The sequence below is a fragment of the Cellulophaga tyrosinoxydans genome, from assembly GCF_900176415.1.
Lineage (GTDB): Bacteria > Bacteroidota > Bacteroidia > Flavobacteriales > Flavobacteriaceae > Cellulophaga > Cellulophaga tyrosinoxydans.
Window position 1 is genome coordinate 740,931 of sequence record NZ_FWXO01000001.1, and the last position, 19,120, is coordinate 760,050.

The following is a 19,120-nucleotide window of genomic DNA, read 5'->3' on the forward strand; positions in this document are numbered from 1 at the left end:
ACAGACCCTATGAATTGTCGTTGTGGCAGCACTAAAAAATATACCGATTGTTGTAAAATTGCACATGCTAATCTATCGGCTGTAACCACTGCTGAACAATTAATGCGTTCTCGTTATTCGGCTTTCACTATGGCCAATGGAGAATATTTAATGAAAAGTCATCATTCTTCTACTCGCCCCATAAAGGAAAAGAAAGCCATAGAAAACTGGGCAAAATCAGTTAGTTGGATCCGATTAGAAGTTTTGGAAACTAGCCAAGGGCACCCAACCGATGATAAAGGCACGGTTACCTTTAATGCCTATTATTTTGAAAATGGCAAAGTAGAGGTAATCCATGAAAAATCAGCCTTCATACGAGAGGATGGAAACTGGGTATATCTGGGATTGGCAGAAACCAAATAAAATCTCTATTCAGTAGAAAATTATGATTTAAATTTAGAAAAATCTATATTTTACCACATCAAAAACACACAAATCTTAAATTTTGATGTTAAAAGTTACATTATTCACATATTAAAGTTTGTTATGTAACAAAGGTTACATAAAAATTGATCTAATATTTTTAGTATTATAGAAATATTAAATTTAAAAATCAATGAAAACGCATCATCAAATACTAATTATTGGTGGAGGCACTGCTGGAATAATGACTGGCGCACAGCTCCAAAAGAAAGATAAAAATTTAGATATTGCTATTATTGAACCTACAGAAATACATTATTATCAACCCGCTTGGACCCTAGTTGGAGCAGGAGCTTATGACTACAAAAAAACTGCAAAACCCATGTCTTCAGTTATGCCAGATGGTATCACGTGGATTAAAGATAAGGCAACTGGTTTTGATCCTGAAAAAAATACCGTAACTACAGAAAAAAAAGGTGCTATTACATATGACTTTTTGGTGGTTGCTCCTGGACTGGCATACGATTTTAGTTTAGTACCAGGACTTGGGGAAGCAATGGACAAAGGAGTTGTTTGTAGTAATTACACCAATCCAGAGCATACCTGGGAAGTTATTAAAAATTTCAAAGGAGGTACGGCACTTTTCACTCAACCAACAACACCCATAAAATGTGGCGGCGCACCTCAAAAAATAATGTATTTAGCGGAAAGTCATTTTAGAAAAAGTGGTGTTAGAAAAAAGACTGATGTTATTTTTGCAACTGGCGGGACCGTTATTTTTGGTGTAAAAGAAGTTGCAAAAACTTTGATGGAAGTAGTGGATAGAAAAGATATAAATCTTAGATTTCATCATAAACTTGTAGCTGTAGATAGTGACAAACAAATCGCCTGGTATGAAATGGGGAAAGATATTACCTCTGGCGGATGTGTTGTGATAAGTGGAAATGAAGCTACTGATTTAAAACTAGACGAAAACTTTCAATATAATTATAAGGATGTTAAAGTAACTCGAGACGGAAATCGTTATGGAATTCATTATGATATGCTCCATACTGCACCGCCATCAGTAGCACCCAAATTTGTAAAAGATTCTGTTTTAGTTAATGATGCTGGTTGGGTTGATGTAAACCATCAAACTATGCAACATAACAAATTCCCAAATATTTTTAGCTTAGGAGATGTTGCTGCTCTTCCAACAGCAAAAACCGGAGCGGCAATCCGAAAACAAGTGCCTATTGTAGTAGATAATATTAGCCTATTAATTACACAACATAAAATGGGTGATATGAGTTACAACGGATATTCATCTTGTCCTCTTGTAACAGATTATGGTAAAATGGTATTAGCAGAATTTGACTATAACAATAATTTCATTCCAGATCCAAAACTTAAACAAATGTTTATTTCTGATTCTTCTAAAGAACATTGGAGACTTTGGATGTTAAAAAAATATGGATTACCCTATTTGTATTGGAATAAAATGCTAAAAGGCAAAAATGTTTAAAATAAAAAAAGCGATGAAGTAGTAATTCATCGCTTTTATATACGTACTGGAGTTTCAATTACTCCTCTACCGCTTTTAGATTGTCATCTGAATTACGATCTATAAGCTTATTGTAAGGATCTATTCCTGCTTTTAATGGCTTTTTATCTGTGGTAATAGTAAAGGTATTATCACCAGATTCTAGCCACTTTAATTCAAAAAATAACGGATTTTTAATGGCAACTCCGTCTTCATTCAATTTATCTTCTGCAAACAAACCAAGGTCAACAAGATTCTTTTTATCATCTACTTTGGTTTCTTTCCCCTTATCGTCGTAATAGATTTTTTTAGAATTTACGGTAAAGGTAGTTTCCCATTTGCCATTGTCTAACTTTTTGGTTTTAGCGTCAAGCACTCTGTTTTCATAAAGTACAATTTCTTTAAAACCATCATCAACCTTGTACTTTAATGAATCTGGCGTTACAGCGTATAAGGCTTTATACAAATCTTCTGAGGTAGCATAATAACCTTTTTCATTGTATTTAAATTCATTTAAAAAATTACGAAGTCCTTTGTTTACAACGTTTTCACCAATAATGTCTTGCAAATCATACATAATCATTGATCCCTTTTGGTACCAAATATACTGACCAGTTTCTACATTTATTAGTGAGCGTTCTGGCTTAAAGCTAAATTGGCGACCACTCAAATACGTATCTAAAGAATTTTTTAAAAAAGACTTGATTCCGTTTTCGCCATACTCTTGTTTCATGGTCATTAACGATGCATATTCCGCCAAGGTCTCTGAAATAATATTTGCACCAGACGTTTTACTCGGCGTTACAATATGTCCCCACCATTGGTGCGCAACCTCATGTGAGGTTACTCTAAAGGCATAATTATAGCTTTCTGCTTTGGAAAAATCTGCAGCAAAACCAAAATCTTCTGAATACGGAATTGTGGTTGCAAATGATTGTGCAAAATTAGAATGCGCGGGGAATTCAATTACTCTAATTACAGAATAAGGGTATTCATAAAAATTCTTAGAATTGTAGTCTAATGCAATTTTGATGCCCTTAATAAAATACGCTAAGTTTTTTGTGTGCTTTGGAGAATGGTAAATTTCAATAGCAACTTTCTTACCACTTGGTGCCGTCCAAGAATCTTTTTCAACCGCATAATTTGCAGAAACAAAACTGAAAAAATAATCGGTTTTATCTTCAAGTTTATAGTTAAAATAGGTTCTATTGTTGTCTTCCCATTTTTTAATTAATATCCCTGGTGCAATGGCCGTTTGCCCTTTTTCTGTACTTACAATCGCTTCAAAATTCATGTAATCACCATCTTCATTAAATAAGTTTTTCTTCAAGGCAGTGCTATCGGTTCTAGGTGCAAGTAAATAATCCAATTCCTTTAAGCCATACTTTTTTCGTACGCCATTTTCACTTAAAGCACGTTCATAATGAAACGATGGAAATATAGCATCTGTAAAGAAAGATCCATTCCCAAGAACCGCTGTTTCTCTGTCCATTGTAAAACCATGTGTTAGCGCTTGAGTTTCTATAACTAATGATGCTGTATCTTTTGGTTGTAATGCTTCTGGTAATTTATATAGAAACAAACGATAATCTGTATCGGATAAAAATGGTTGTATTTCTTTACCATTATAGATCACTTTTTTAATTTTAGTATCGGCAATTGGAAATTTTATTTCCATTAATAAAGTATCTATTGCAACACTAAATTTGTTAGTGACAAGAAATTCACCTTTCGCGTTAATACTTCTATCCTTAGGGAAAATATCAATAAAAGCCTTTAAATCAATCACCTGAATATGTGGCTTGTCGAGATATTTACCATATTTTTTCTCAGCATCTGCATTTAGCTTTTCACTATAATTGCCATCTTCAAGTTTGTTTAAAACTTTTAAATTATAATAACTATACGCACCAACAGAAATAAAAGCTATTATAAACAATAGCGTGTAGGCAATTGTTTTTCCTCTAAAACGCTGTTGAGCAATTCTCAAGCGTTCTTTTGCAGAAGAAAAGAAACCACGATTCCAAAATATTTTACCAATGGTTGCTAAAATACCCATGGCTAAAATCCAATAGAGATTCAACCAAGATTCGCCTATTAAATAATGTCCAAATCCGTTTAAATCACTTAAAAAACCACCTGGAGTTCCTCCAAAAATCACTAATGGATTAGAAGTTTTAAAGGCTAGGGTTAAAAGCAAAGGCATCCCTATGTAAATAAGTATTACCAAAAAGTGACCTAAAAACTTATTATTGACTAAAACATGAATAAAAAATGCCAAAAGCAAGGTCATGATGTAACTCGGAAATATTTTAGTAAAATTATAGGTTAAGTACATTCCTAACTCATAATTAAAATACCCGCTAAACGTTTGGTATAAAACACCGACAACTACATTGAGTAAGGTAAGTACAACAGCAACACCCACTAAAGCTATTATTTTAGATAAATAAAGGGTATTGTTACTTACCGGTAAGGCATCATAAAACTCAAAGGTTTTATTTTGTCTTGTTCTATGCACTGCTTCACCCGCATATATAATCAAAATGATTACGGAGAATAATGAGATTCCACTAGAGATTTGTGAAACCATATACCTAGTTAATGGCAGCGATGGCGTGCCATAAATCTGATTTGATTGGAAGGCTATAAAACTAGCAATGATAATTCCGATAACAATTAATATTACAAAAACAGTTTCTTTAACAATAGAAAGAAATTCGATTTTACTTAATGATAAAAGATTTTCTCTACGAGCTTTAGAAGTAAACACCTGTGTAATATTCAAAATTCTATCGGTTGGCACATATGCTTCGTTACTTTCTTTTGTTGCTTTCTTTTTTGATGCATTTAAAAACCCTTTATACGAGAACTTAAATAATGTAAAAAAGAATACTCCAATTGAAATTGCTAGCCAAAGCAATCTATTAATTGCAAACTTTCCTGTTAAGGATAATTGATTGGTGTTTAACTCATTTATAGACCAATATTTGGTAATATATCCATGTGCTGTTTCGCCAAATGGATCTACATAAACGCTCAACCATTCGGTATCCAAACTAGACAGTAATTGCCCTGAAGCTATCGTTAGAATTAATATGACAATTCCGCCTAAGTATAAAATAGACATTCGTTTAAAAAACGTCATTAAACAAAAGAATAGACTCCCAATAAAAAAGGCATTAAAACTTAATAAATACACAAACGGTAGTACATACGACCAAATGTTAAACGAAGTATAGGTGCCATAATCTGGCCTGTCTAAAAGTGCTCCGACTCCAAAACCAATCATCGCACCTACCACAGCAGCAATATTCATAAAAGTTACAATGGTAAAGCTTCCAAAATAACGACCTAGAATATAATTTTTCTCAGAAACTGGAAAAGTAAAATAGGTTTGGGCGGTTTTATGATCTTCATCACGATAAACTGCTACGCCCATTACCGCTGCATAAAAAAACAAACCTATGATGCTCATACCACCAAGAACACCAACAATCGCGTTTGGACTATTCGTGTATTGTGCAGTTATTGAATCGGCGAATACTGCAAGCAATAGAGGAATAATAAACATTAATCCAATGTAAATGTAAGTTGCTGGTCGCCTTAACCTATATTTAAGTTCAAACAGAAATATCTCTTTCATAATTATACTGCTTGTGGTTGGTTAATACTGTAGAAGTAAAAATCTTCCAAATTGTTATTGACTACCTCAAACCCATCTCCAGGATGCACATCACTAAAGACATTTACATTCATATTACCACTTCGTAAATACGAAGATAAGACCGTATATTCCGATTGGTATTTTTCTATTTCATTCTTCTCTATTCTTTTTCTGAAAACCTTGTTATTTAAGGAGTTAGATAGCTCTTGTGGATGTCCTTGTACAACTACGGATCCATCGTTAAATACCGCCATATTGGTACATAAATTCACCACATCATCTACAATATGTGTGGATAAAATCACAACTGCATCTTCTCCTAATTCACTCAACAAATTATGAAAGCGGTTACGCTCCAAGGGATCTAATCCAGCGGTTGGTTCATCAACAATAATTAATTTTGGGTTACCGATTAAGGCTTGAGCAATACCAAATCGTTGGCGCATACCCCCTGAATAATCTCCTAAATTTCTTTTTCTGAACTTATATAAATTCACTTTATTCAAAAGATCGGCAACATAGGCCTTGCGATCACTTGAACTATGAATTCCTTTTATTTTTGCAATATGATTTAACATCATTTCCGCAGATACTTTAGGGTAAACTCCAAAATCTTGTGGCAAATACCCCAAAACCTTACGCAACTCTTCAGGCTGATTAAAAACATCTATTCCATCAAACTCAATGGTTCCGCTGTCGGCAATCTGCAAAGTAGCAATAGTTCGCATTAGTGTAGATTTTCCTGCGCCATTAGGGCCTAAGAGACCAAACATACCTTTATGAATTTCTAAATTAACATGGTTCAACGCTTGTGTACCGTTTGGATAAGTTTTGTTTAAATTCTGAATAGTGAGCATAGGCAATGGTTTTGATCTTTTTTAGTATTAGAATATTAGTGCTTAAGTAAATTATATTGTTACAATTTAGTGGTTTTTTTAATAAGATAGATCAAAGGAATTTTATTGTACTTACTTTATATTTGTTATTCTATACAATATTAAAAATTGAGATTTACAGCATTCAGGTATACTATCATTAAAAAAAGAATCTCAATCACAAGCATTATCTATTGGGTTGGGATATTAATTATTTGCCTTACTTTTTTTATTGTGTATCTAAATTTTAAAATGCCATTATATGCTAATATTCAAAATTTAATTTGGCCTATTTTCTTGATAGGAAGTTTACTTATGTTAATTGCTTATGTTTATCAGTTTTATGATTTTGAGAATATTAAACATCATAAGAAGGGGCATATAGAAATAAATGACAATGAAATTATTATTGATTATAAACAAAGAATAGAATACGCTGAATTGATTGATTTAAAATTTGAAATGGATTCTTATCATGGAAAAAGAATAAATCGATATTATAGGCATCCTGTTGAAAAAAAGAGCTTAGGGATTAATAATTCAATACTATTAAAAACTAAGGTAAAAAGTTATGATTTTAATTTTAAATTAGAAGATAAAATACATTTTAAGGAATTACAGCGAACAGTATTTGAGGTCGTCAAATCCGAAAAATTAACCAAAATAGATTTGAAAAGACAAATTGAATTAATTCCGAATGAAATGAAAAAATTCAATGAGTATAAAATTTTTATAATTAAACAGATAGTTGATAAAAAATTAAACTGTAAAGAAGGCCTTCTTTTACACGGCTATAAAAGTGATAAAGAAGCACTAGAATTAAGAAATAAATACTGTAAATAATTTAATATGTTCCCATTAATCAGAAATAGAAGATTACGTGCCAGTGAGGCTATAAGAACACTTGTTCGTGAAACCATTATAACTCCAAGTGATTTTTTAGTCCCACTTTTTGTTGTTGAAGGTAAAAATGTAAAGGAAGAAATCGCTTCTATGCCCAATTATTACCGCCTTAGCTTGGACAATTTAGAAAAAGAAGTAAAGGAACTTTGGCATATGGGTTTAGGCGCCGTTCTATTATTTGTTAAAGTGCCTGATAACTTAAAAGACAATAAGGGAACCGAAGCTTTAAATGCCAATGGTTTAATGCAACGTGCCATAAAAACCGTAAAAAATGCTTGTCCAGAAATGTTGGTTATGACCGATGTTGCTTTAGATCCTTATTCCTCCTTTGGGCATGATGGCATTGTAGGAAAAGGGCAAATATTAAATGATGAAACCTCAGAAGTTTTAGCAGAAATGAGCATTTCGCACGCGAAAGCTGGTGCTGATTTTGTTGCTCCTAGTGATATGATGGATGGGCGTATTTTAACCATTCGTGAAGCTTTGGAAGATGAAGGTTTTATAAATACTGGAATTATGAGTTATAGCGCCAAATACGCTAGTGGCTTCTATGGTCCGTTCCGCGATGCTTTAGATTCTGCACCCGTTGATAAAGAAAATGTACCTAAAAATAAAAGCACTTATCAAATGGACTTTTCAAACCGATTTGAAGCTATTCGAGAAACACAAATGGATATTGAAGAAGGTGCCGATATTGTAATGGTAAAACCAGGACTTTGCTATCTCGATATTGTACGTGAAATAAAAAATGAAGTTGATGTTCCTGTGGCTGTTTATCAAGTGAGTGGAGAATATGCAATGCTCAAAGCAGCAGCAGAAAAAGGATGGTTAGACCATGATGCGGTAATGATGGAACAACTAATTGCCATCAAAAGAGCTGGCGCGAATATCATCGCTAGTTATTTTGCCAAAGACGCCGTGAAATTGATGTAAAAGCTCCTAACCCCAAAGGGAGAATAAAAACTGATAGGTGAAAAATAGAAATAATGGAATGAAGAAATTTTTACCATTTCTAAGTTTATGGGTGTTTGTTGGTGTGTATGGTCAAGAAAATACGCTTTCTTACGCTTCTCCATCGGAAGTTGGCATGGATTCGATCTATATTCATGCAAAAGTAGATTCAATTATAACAAACGGTATAAAAAATAAAGCCTTCCCCTCAGCACAGGTTTTAGTGGCTAAAAATTCTAAAATTATATTCCACAAAGCCTATGGTTATCATACCTATGATAGTATTCAACCAGCAGCTTTAAATGATTTGTATGATTTGGCTTCGGTTACGAAGATATTTGGTCCATTACCTGCCCTTATGAAATTAGTTGATGAAGGTAAATTAGATTTAGACCAACCCTTTAGTACCTATTGGAAACCTTGGCGCACTACAAAAGATAAAAAGGATATTACTTTCCGTGAAATTTTGGCGCATCAAGCAGGATTAGAACCTTACATTGTTTTTTTAAACGCTGTTCTTAAAAAGAATGGTCAAGTAAAAAAGCGTTTTGTGAAATCCACTGCTAAAAACAGGTTTACACACCAAGCCTATGATGGACTATTTATAAAAGATAGGTTTAACAAAAAAATGTATCGAACTATAAATAGATCTAAAGTCTTAGACGAGAAAAAATACTTGTATTCAGGACTAACTTTTTTAATTTTTCCCGAATTAATAACACAATTAACTGGAGAAGATTATGAAACCTATCTCCAAAATACCTTCTATACGCCACTCGGAATTTCCACAATAGGCTTCAGACCTAAATTAAAGAATCTTCCTAATGCCATTGTTCCTACAGAAATAGATACGTTATTTAGGCATGATGTAACACAAGCTTGGGTACATGATGAAAATGCGGCATTATTAGGTGGTGTATCTGGCAACGCCGGACTCTTTGGCACAGCTATGGACGCAGCGCTAATGATGCAATTCTATATAAATTTTGGTACCTATGCCAACCAACAGCTACTAGCTACAAATACAGTAAAGGAGTTTACTAAAGTGCAATACCCAGAAAATAATAATCGTCGCGGATTGGGTTTTGATAAACCATATTTAAATAATACAACTTTGGCATTAGTAGATGCCTACCCTGCTCCTGAAGTTAGTGCAGATAGTTTTGGACACAGCGGATTTACAGGCACTTTTGTATGGGCCGATCCTGAAAACCAATTGGTATATATATTCTTATCCAATAGAGTTTATCCCTCAAGAGATCATCGGAATATTTATAATCTAAATATTCGTGCCGCCATTCAACAAGTATTTTATAAAGCAATAAAAGCTTCTGATCAAGCAAATTAGGTAGTTAAATAATTGGTATCTTAGCGCCTTAAATTCAAATTTATGAGTCTTCTTATTTTCTATGCAGTAATTTCTATTTTCTTTTCTTTCTTATGTTCCATTTTAGAGGCTGTTTTACTAAGTATTACACCTACCTTTATTAATGTTAAAAAGAAAGAAGGCAAAGTTTATGCTACAACACTAGAGGAATTAAAAAAAGATGTAGACAAACCCTTAATTGCCATTCTGACTATAAACACTATTGCCCACACGGTTGGTGCTATATTAGTAGGTGTACAGGCCAAAGTTGCTTATGCAGATATGTATGGCAATACACAACGTAGTATTTTCGGAATTTCTTTTACTGAGGATCTTATGGTAGGTGTTGTTTCTACGGTAATGACCATTCTCATTTTGATTGCTTCAGAGATTATTCCTAAAACTATTGGAGCAACCTATTGGAGACAACTTGCCAATTTTACTGCAAAATCTTTAAATATTATGGTTTTGTGCTTAAAATGGACAGGCCTATTATGGATTTTACAGTTGTTTACCCGATTGGTTGGTGGCAAAGGCCATCATGGTAGTGTTTTAAGTAGAGAAGATTTTACAGCTATGACAGATATTGCACATGAAGAAGGTGTTTTTCAGCAATCAGAATCTACCATCATTAAAAATTTATTGCGTTTTGATGAAGTTTTAGTTAAAGACATCATGACGCCACGAGCAGTAGTAAAAATTGCTTCCGAAGACAAAACTATTAGAGAATTTTTTGAGGAAAATCCAAAACTTAGTATTTCTAGAATTCCTGTATATCAAGGTAAAATGGACCATATCACAGGTTTTGTTTTAAAGGATACTATTTTAGAGGAAATCATAAATGAAAATGGAGATGTCCCGCTTTCGGAAATTCGCCGTGATCTATTAATTACAAAACGGAATACTCCTATACCTGAACTATTTGATACCTTAATTGCCAAAAGGGAGCATATAGCCTTAGTGGTTGATGAATATGGTTCCGTAAGTGGTATAGTAACCATGGAAGATGTTATTGAAACACTTTTAGGCCTTGAAATCATGGATGAAAGTGATAACGTAGCAGATTTACAGGTTTTAGCACGTAAAAATTGGGAAATTAGAGCCAAACAAAGTGGTGTAATCGAGAAAAAACCAGAATAAAATGGAAGAAACTATTTTCATACCTACTCCCTTAGGTGTTGCCAAATTAGTTGGTGATGAAAATGGTTTGTCTGCTTTTACCGTTTTAAATTCTGATGAAAAACTAACCGATATAATTCCTGAAGTGCTTGAAGATGCCGTGTATCAAATAAATGAATATTTTGATGGCAAGCGCGAGGTATTTACGCTTGACTTAAACCCAGAAGGTACCGATTTTCAAAAAAAGGTTTGGGATGCGCTTTTAACGATTCCATTTGGGAAAACAACTTCGTATCTAGAATTATCCAAAACCTTAGGCGATGTAAAAGCAATTCGTGCTGTAGCGGCTGCAAATGGCAAAAATCCCCTTTGGATAATTGTTCCTTGTCATCGTGTTATTGGTAGTGATGGTTCGCTAACAGGTTACGCTGGTGGTTTACACCGCAAACAATGGCTTTTGGAACATGAAAGTCCGTTTAAACAAACCTCTCTTTTTTAATTTTTACAAACTCACTAGTTTGTTCGCCTCTAATATTTTATACTAAAAATTCTTTTGTGGTATTTCATCGATAAAATTATGTAATCAAAGATGTTTGCCGACTTATAAAACAACAACCAATTATCTAAAACAAACTAGCTAGTTGGTTTATGGTTTTTTACTAATTCATTTACTTTCAAGGAATTCAGGGTGCTTTAAATTATTTAGCAATAGTAATTTTATGCTATATTTAAATATATTTTAAACTATGAATTTTCCTTCGATTTCCGAAATTACAGACAAAGCTCAAAATGCCTTTAAACGTTTTCCACTAACCCTACTTTGGGCAATATTCGGGACTTTTTTCTGCATTTATTTAATAGAATATAATTCCCGTGATTTTTTTGATGTACACTCGGATATTGTATTAACCCTGATTGTAGGTATTAGCTGGCTTATTGGCACGCAATTTTTTATAGAACAATTAGAGAATCCTAAAAAATCGCAATGGATAAAACTTGTTGTACTTGCGTTGCTCGGATTTTTGTATTGGTACTTTCCAAAAGAGCAGCATTACGATGATTCACCTGTATATCTTTTTCGTTTTTTTCTTTTTTTAATAGCAGGTCATTTATTTGTACTGTTTGCACCCTTTCTTTTAAAATGGGATAAAAACGCCTATTGGAATTACCTTAAATCTATCGGTACAGCCATTATTCGTAGTTTATTCTTTTCAGGTATTTTATATGTTGGTTTAATATTGGCCTTAGCAGCGATAGATGCGCTTTTTGATGTTTCTATAAAAGGAAAAAGATACGGTCAGCTCTTTCTCTTTTGTTTAGGAATTGTCAATACATGGATCTACCTATCGGACTTCCCAAAAAACATTCTTCAAAACACAACCATATATTTTCAAAAAGCATTGGAGGTACTTGTAAAGTATATACTGATTCCATTAGTAATTCTATACCTAGCCATTCTTTATGCCTATAGTGCCAAAATAGTTATCCAATGGGAATTACCTAAAGGCTGGGTTTCTTATTTGGTCATCGCCCTATCGTTTTTAGGTTACATAATTCAAGTGATCATTAACCCAATTCAAAAAAATCTAAAATCTTGGACGATAAATAAATTTTACCCTTGGTTTTACTTTCTATTGATACCGCTAAATGTGCTTTTATTTGTTGCCATTCTACGAAGAATCACAGATTATGGCATTACAGAGAACAGGTATTTTGTTATCGCAATTGCTATTTGGAATGTTGGGATCTTGGCCTATTTGCTTTTAAGTAGAGAAAAGGCTCTAAAAGTAATTCCGATTTCCCTATTCGTAATCACCTTGCTTTCTTCTATAGGCTTTTGGAGTGCTTTTAAAGTTTCGGAAAATAGTCAAGTAAATCAGTTTAATACACTTTTTACTTCGGTTAAAAACAAAAACAACACCGCAACAGAAGAAGAGCTAGACCGCTTAAAATCGATTTTAGATTATCTAGAAGATCGTAAAAAAGTTTCTCGTTTAGATGGTATAACCAGGCTTAATTTGGAGGGTTTTAGAGATACTATTGTAGATGATTATAGAAATCATGGATATTTAGACCAAGCTAAAATATGGGATAGTTTAGCCATAAAATTAGACTCTACTACCATGACCAAAAGTGATTATACAAATGAGTACTATAACCTGTATAGTACTTGGGACAAACCGCATTATAACAATATTTCTGATTATGATCAGTTTGCTTATTTAGATTTGTATGCTTATAATGAGCATACAATTACCTTAGACACTCTGGAGATTGTATTAGAAACAAATGCCAAAAAGTTAACTATTAATTCTAAAAACAGTTCCGCAGTTCTATTGGAATTTCCGTTAGCATCTAAACTAGAAGCATTAACAAAGTATGACCAAAATATTAATAAAGCCCCTGAAAAAGAGTTGATTTTAGAAGCTCAATCAAAAGCTATTTCAGCAAGGCTAATATTTATAGAATTGAGCTTTAATAAAAACAATGATACCATTGAATTAAATAATGTGAAGGCTGCATTATTCCTAAAAAGAAATTAAACATGCTTCAAAAAATAAATTTAGAACATATCTTATTTTTAGACATTGAAACTGTTCCTGAACAAGCAAACTATTCGGATTTAGACGAAGATAAAAAAGAGCTTTGGGATCATAAATCGCAATACCAACGTAAAGATGACTTTACTGCAGAAGAATTCTACGAACGGGCAGGCATCTGGGCAGAATTTGGTAAAATCATTTGTATATCCGTAGGGTATTTTAATTTTAATGGAGACCATAGGTCCTTTAGAGTTACCACTTTTCATGGAGACGAACCCCAACTTTTAAAGGAGTTTAAAAATTTACTAGATGGGCATTTTGCGCATCCAAAATACTTACTTTGTGGTCATAATGCTAAGGAGTTCGATTTTCCTTATATCGCAAGGCGAATGCTTATAAACCGCATAGAAATTCCAAATAAATTAAATCTTTTCGGTAAAAAACCTTGGGAAATTGCACATTTGGATACTATGGAGTTATGGAAGTTTGGTGATTATAAGCACTTCACATCATTAAAACTTATGGCCAATGTGCTTGGCATACCTTCTCCAAAAGGAGATATTGATGGCAGCATGGTAAAAAAGGTATTTTATGAAGATAAAGACCTTGACCGCATTATCCAATATTGCGAACTAGATGTTATCACTACAGCTCAGGTGTTTCTTCGCCTAAGAAATGATGATTTACTAGAAGCTGATGAAATTAAGAATGTTTAAAAAAGTAATCGGGGGGATTTTACTTTTTTTGAACTAACTAAAAACTAATTTTTTATAAACTTCATAGATTGTTGTTCGCCATCTTCAAAAATGGTTAATGAATAAAAACCAGATGATAAATCGTCAACTTTAATGGCGTTAAAATTGGCCTTTCCTTTCTTTAACATTGTTCCTGTACTAGAAACAATACTGTAATAGGCATTATCCCCTAATTCTCCTTCAATATTTATTTGTTCTGTAGTTGGATTTGGATGTACAGAAAATTTTAACTTATTAGCTAGGGATAAGGTTTCCAGTTCCACATCAAAACTGGTATTTGTATTTGCCCCTTCAAAAAGAAACGTTTTAATTTCAGAATACTCCGAAAAAATATTTTCAGTACAATTGGTACGCACTTGTAATGCATAGGTAGTACCCAAAGTTAAATTTTCAAATTTTACTTGATTCTCCTCAACAAACATAGTACTCCAATCCGCATCATTCTCTCCTTTAAATAAAATTTCATAAAAAGAATCTGGTGTGTTTTTCCAATTTACATTTACAGCATTGTCCTCTGCTGCGTTAATTTTAAAATCTGAAGGAATATCAACTGTACAAGCAGACTCAGACCCTCCGGAAACTATAAGTGAAAAGTTTTGTGCAGCATTGGTTAAATTTCCTTTATGTGTTACGGTTATGGTATACTTACCTTTAGCGTTATCAATTTGTATTTTTTCAAAAGGATCCACTAAATTGTCGCCCTTTTGTGCTGGAGCTGTAGCTCTTTTAGGATCTAATTTCCAAGGATAAAAAACTTGTCCGTCTTTAGTGATTCTAATATCTAAATCGTTCACTAATGCCGCTGTAGCGTTATTTAGATCGCCAGTATTCACATAATTACCTGCAGGATCTGTCCATGAAATAGAGGCAATTAAAGCTTCTCCTTCTCTAGCAGTTACCGTAATAGAATAGCTTTCACCTTCTTTTAATTGTTCTTCTGAAATAATAGCACTGTATTCATTATTCACTATTAATTCTGCAGCCTTCTTAGCATTCATAACTCCCCAACCCATTTTATAATCCGGACCAGCTTCAGCAACATCATCTGCGCTATGTAATACCAAACCTTTTAAGGTTGCTGCTTTCATGTAATTGCTGTTTAAACGTTGATAATACTGCTGTAGCAACAACATTGCACTGGTTATTCCTGGCGCAGCCATAGAAGTACCTGTATAGGTATCATAACTTGTATCACCTGTAGATTGTGTAGAAAAAATATTAGCTCCACAACCAGCAATGTCTGGTTTTACTCTACCATCATCTGTAGGGCCATGGCTACTGTAACTAGCAACACTTGCCTTTTTTATATTTCCTTTATTATCAATTTCAGAATCTACTGCCGCAACATTAATTCCGTTTTTAGAAGTCGAAAATCCTAATAATAAATCAAATCCGTCTGTATTTTTACCATAAACCGGAGCATCATTAAATTTTAATTTTTGTGAATTTCCAGCAGCAGTCACCATTAAATAATATGGTGCATTATACATTATATTATCCCAATCTTGTGATACTTTAATATAAGCGCCAAAATACCAATCTGGTATAAAATCTGGGCGAATACCATAGGAATGGTTAGAAAGTAATAAACCATTAGCAGCAGCTTCAGCAACCTCAACTTTATCGGCAGACCAGTCATTACTTATAGCAGAGGCACCATAGGCAACTCCTTTTGCATTTGCTTTTATACCTTTAGCAATCATGCTTCCAAGAACCATAGTTGCATGTGGACTTACTTCTCCTGCATTATCTGAAGCAGAAACTCTAGAGGTATATTCTTGATGCGAAATTAATGCTTTTCCAGCGTCCCAAACGCCTACTTTCATTCCTTCACCACTAATTCCCAAATCTAACAAACCTCCTGAATACAAGGTGTTTGCTCTTGAAACTGCACTTGCATTATCACTAAACGTACTGTAATATAAAGGAGTACCATCTGATCCAATATCTACTAAAGAAATCTGATTTCCATTCGCTAAGGTTTCGGATAGCTTTAATCCTTTTGCCGTTGCAAATTTTACCAATTGCTTTTGCTTACTCGCATACTCAGTGACAAAATCTTCTTTTACTTTTACTAAAGCTTTAGAATTATTTTCTGATTGAATAAACTGAATCTGATTTTTAGTTTGTGCGTTTGAAAATGTAACACAAAAGCAGGTTGTTCCGATAATTAGGCACGAATAAACCCAGTTTGGGAAAAGTCTATTGTAGTCCATAATGTAATATTTAGTAGGATTTGGACTACAAATATATTACAACAAAATAAAACTTCCGACAAAAACCACTATTTTTTCGATGAAATACACTATAACTGTCGATGGTTGGTAAAATTTTAGTACTATTTATTCCATTTTAATTGAATATACACAGGAAAATGATCGCTATAACCACCCATATATTTTCTGCCTACATAAGTTCTAAACGGACTACCCTTGAACTTGCCCTTGTATTCTTTTAAAAATTGTTCATCGAAGATGTTAGAAGTATTAAAACTATGGGTTTTAGACTCGTAGTTTAAAAAGCTATGGGAGATGATAATTTGATCGAATAAACTCCAATTAAACTTATAATTAGCACTCCCTCGTTTGGGCGTTAATAATCGCTCCATAGGATTAAACAGTTGTTTCTTTTCTACAAGGTTTTTAACGCTTACGGCCTTTGGACCATCATTAAAATCGCCCATAATAATGTAATTTGGATTGCTATATGTTTCTTCTAAACCTTCCATAAAAGTAATTATAGTTTCCGATGCCTTTACTCTTTTATATTCGGTCTCAACACCACCATCACGTCGCGAAGGCCAGTGATTAACAAAAACATGAACATCTTCTCCGTTTAATTTGCCTCGTACGTACAAAATATCTCTTGTCATGTCTTGTACATTACCTTCATTATAAACCATAAGTGGTATGGCCTCTGAATGTATTACCTCAAAAACAGTTGCATCATAAATTAAGGCATTATCAATTCCGCGTTCATCAGGAGAATCATAATGTACATAACTATACTTATGCTCTTTAAGACTGTCAATCGCCAATAAATCTCTTAGCACGGTTTTATTTTCTACTTCTGCAACACCAATTAAGGAAGGCACTCTACCTGTAGATTCCCACCCTATTTTAGAAATAGTAGAAGCCAATTTAAACAGTTTACGTTCATACCGCTCTTGAGTCCATTTTAAACGACCATTTGGCGTAAAATCAGCATCTAATTTATCCGGATGATCTTCCGTATCAAAAAGATTTTCTAAATTATAGAACGCAACGGTGTAAAGACTTTTATTCGCTTTTTTTTTAAAATAAGAAAAAAACATACTTTTAGTAGTGATTTTTGAATCTGCTAGTAATTTACTACTTTCAGAAAGGTCCGCAAAAAATGAACCATGCTCAAAAATTAAAGTATTGTAGGTTCCTTTCAAAAATACAAAATAGCTACAGTACTATTCCTTAGATTTGTACTTTAATTTATCTTATGCTAGAACAAAAAGAAATAGATTATGAAAGAACGGTTCTTATTGGTGTTATCAATAGGGATCAGAATGAAGAAAAGGTTAAAGAATATCTAGACGAGCTGGAGTTCTTAACCTACACCGCTGGTGGCGAAGTTTTTAAGCGTTTTGTGCAAAAAGTAGACTTACCAAATCCAAAGACATACATTGGGAGTGGTAAAATGAAAGATGTAGAAGCTTATGTTGAAGAACACCAAATTGGTTGTGTAATTTTTGATGATGAACTTTCTCCTGCACAACAACGTAATATTGAGAAGCAATTAAAATGCAAAATTTTAGATAGAACAAACCTTATTCTAGATATTTTCTCGCAACGTGCACAAACTAGTTATGCAAGAACACAGGTAGAATTAGCACAATATGAATACCTTTTACCAAGGTTAACGGGTTTATGGACACACCTTGAACGCCAAAAAGGTGGAATTGGAATGCGTGGACCTGGAGAAACGGAAATAGAAACCGATAGACGTATTGTCCGTGACCGTATTGCTCTTTTAAAAAAGAAACTACTTAAGATAGATAGGCAGATGGAAACCCAACGTGGTAATCGCGGTGCATTAGTCCGTGTTGCACTTGTAGGTTATACCAACGTAGGCAAATCTACCCTTATGAATGTAGTCAGTAAAAGTGATGTTTTTGCAGAGAACAAGTTATTTGCAACTTTAGACACTACAGTGCGCAAAGTGGTTATAGGCAATCTTCCTTTTCTGTTAAGTGATACTGTTGGTTTTATTCGTAAACTACCTACGCAATTGGTGGAAAGTTTTAAAGGGACTTTAGACGAGGTACGGGAAGCAGATTTACTGCTGCATGTAGTAGATATATCACATCCTCAGTTTGAAGAACATATAGCCTCTGTGAATAAAATTTTAGGGGAAATAGGCTCTGCAGACAAAAAGACCATTATGGTTTTTAATAAAATAGACCAATACACGCATCAAACTATAGATGATGATGATTTGATTACTGAAAAAACAGAAAAACATTTTACACTAGAAGAATGGCGTAACACCTGGATGCGTAAAGTTGGTGATAGAGCTTTATTTATTTCGGCCTTGAACAAGGATAATTTAGATGAATTCAGAAAACGAGTTTATGATGAAGTTAGAGATATTCATATTACACGTTTCCCTTATAATAATTTTCTATATCCGGAGCACTTAGACGAGTATTAGTGGGCTTTTTCTTACTAGAAAACACCAAGAGATTGTCTGTTTGTCGGAGAAAAGTAACCGTTAAAATATACGCAACAAAATATAGGTGCTTTACAACATAAATATGGCGCTTTCACTTTTCGCTAGTATCTTTGACTTGTATTTAAGATATAGTGTTTACCCCAAGTTGCACTTTATATGAATTAACTGAAAGCATTGAGATTCCCAAATCGTGTGCTTGACCTACAAAAGCTTGAAAAAATTATAGTCCCCCAAGACTAGCCTATTACAAAGCCTTTTCGTTTGCAAAAACGTTAAGGCTTTTGCATTTAAAAAAATTAGGTAAACTCTGCTT

At 33.6% G+C, this 19,120-nt stretch carries 14 protein-coding genes; 10 read left to right on the forward strand and 4 right to left on the reverse strand.

What is annotated here, in order from left to right:
• Positions 1 to 9 precede the first annotated feature (9 nt).
• Both B8963_RS03360 and B8963_RS03365 read left to right on the forward strand, forming a co-directional pair.
• Positions 10 to 402: a YchJ family protein gene (locus B8963_RS03360; RefSeq protein WP_084060709.1), complete on the forward strand. Its 393-nt coding sequence runs from the start codon at positions 10 to 12 to the stop codon at positions 400 to 402.
• Positions 403 to 595: 193 nt separating this feature from the next.
• Positions 596 to 1,906, forward strand: coding sequence for an NAD(P)/FAD-dependent oxidoreductase (locus B8963_RS03365; RefSeq protein WP_084059980.1), 1,311 nt, complete (start codon positions 596 to 598; stop codon positions 1,904 to 1,906).
• A 58-nt stretch (positions 1,907 to 1,964) separates the two neighbouring features.
• Here B8963_RS03365 and B8963_RS03370 read toward each other — a convergent pair whose 3' ends face one another.
• Both B8963_RS03370 and B8963_RS03375 read right to left on the reverse strand, forming a co-directional pair.
• Complete coding sequence (locus B8963_RS03370) at positions 1,965 to 5,570, reverse strand: ABC transporter permease/M1 family aminopeptidase (RefSeq protein WP_084059981.1); 3,606 nt, start codon at positions 5,568 to 5,570, stop codon at positions 1,965 to 1,967.
• A gap of 2 nt (positions 5,571 to 5,572) precedes the next feature.
• On the reverse strand, positions 5,573 to 6,448 hold the full coding sequence (locus tag B8963_RS03375) for an ABC transporter ATP-binding protein (RefSeq protein WP_084059982.1): 876 nt from the start codon (positions 6,446 to 6,448) through the stop codon (positions 5,573 to 5,575).
• 252 nt (positions 6,449 to 6,700) lie between these two features.
• Between B8963_RS03375 and B8963_RS03380 the strand changes: the two genes are divergently transcribed.
• From B8963_RS03380 to B8963_RS03410, 7 genes are all read left to right on the forward strand, one after another.
• Positions 6,701 to 7,309: a hypothetical protein gene (locus B8963_RS03380; RefSeq protein ID WP_159447272.1), complete on the forward strand. Its 609-nt coding sequence runs from the start codon at positions 6,701 to 6,703 to the stop codon at positions 7,307 to 7,309.
• A 6-nt stretch (positions 7,310 to 7,315) separates the two neighbouring features.
• Positions 7,316 to 8,302, forward strand: coding sequence for a porphobilinogen synthase (hemB, locus tag B8963_RS03385; RefSeq protein ID WP_084059984.1), 987 nt, complete (start codon positions 7,316 to 7,318; stop codon positions 8,300 to 8,302).
• Positions 8,303 to 8,360: 58 nt separating this feature from the next.
• A complete protein-coding gene (locus B8963_RS03390; RefSeq protein ID WP_084060710.1) occupies positions 8,361 to 9,668 on the forward strand; it encodes a serine hydrolase domain-containing protein in 1,308 nt (435 codons plus the stop codon).
• 42 nt (positions 9,669 to 9,710) lie between these two features.
• Entirely contained in the window at positions 9,711 to 10,826 is a 1,116-nt protein-coding gene (locus B8963_RS03395) for a CNNM domain-containing protein (RefSeq protein WP_084059985.1), read from the forward strand.
• 1 nt (position 10,827) lies between these two features.
• Positions 10,828 to 11,304 carry a methylated-DNA--[protein]-cysteine S-methyltransferase gene (locus tag B8963_RS03400; protein WP_084059986.1) on the forward strand — a complete coding sequence of 159 codons (477 nt, stop codon included), beginning with the start codon at positions 10,828 to 10,830 and terminating at the stop codon, positions 11,302 to 11,304.
• Positions 11,305 to 11,551: 247 nt separating this feature from the next.
• Complete coding sequence (locus B8963_RS03405) at positions 11,552 to 13,348, forward strand: DUF4153 domain-containing protein (protein WP_084059987.1); 1,797 nt, start codon at positions 11,552 to 11,554, stop codon at positions 13,346 to 13,348.
• Between the two features lie 2 nt (positions 13,349 to 13,350).
• Positions 13,351 to 14,064, forward strand: a complete 714-nt coding sequence (locus B8963_RS03410) for a 3'-5' exonuclease (RefSeq protein ID WP_084059988.1) — start codon at positions 13,351 to 13,353, stop codon at positions 14,062 to 14,064.
• 44 nt (positions 14,065 to 14,108) lie between these two features.
• Here B8963_RS03410 and B8963_RS03415 read toward each other — a convergent pair whose 3' ends face one another.
• Together B8963_RS03415 and B8963_RS03420 are read right to left on the reverse strand one after the other, a co-directional pair.
• On the reverse strand, positions 14,109 to 16,319 hold the full coding sequence (locus B8963_RS03415) for a S8 family serine peptidase (protein ID WP_084059989.1): 2,211 nt from the start codon (positions 16,317 to 16,319) through the stop codon (positions 14,109 to 14,111).
• A gap of 122 nt (positions 16,320 to 16,441) precedes the next feature.
• Positions 16,442 to 17,521, reverse strand: coding sequence for an endonuclease/exonuclease/phosphatase family protein (locus tag B8963_RS03420; protein WP_317043682.1), 1,080 nt, complete (start codon positions 17,519 to 17,521; stop codon positions 16,442 to 16,444).
• 53 nt (positions 17,522 to 17,574) lie between these two features.
• Here B8963_RS03420 and hflX point away from each other — a divergent pair, with 53 nt between their 5' ends.
• A complete protein-coding gene (hflX, locus tag B8963_RS03425; protein ID WP_084059990.1) occupies positions 17,575 to 18,786 on the forward strand; it encodes a GTPase HflX in 1,212 nt (403 codons plus the stop codon).
• The last annotated feature ends 334 nt before the right edge of the window (positions 18,787 to 19,120 follow it).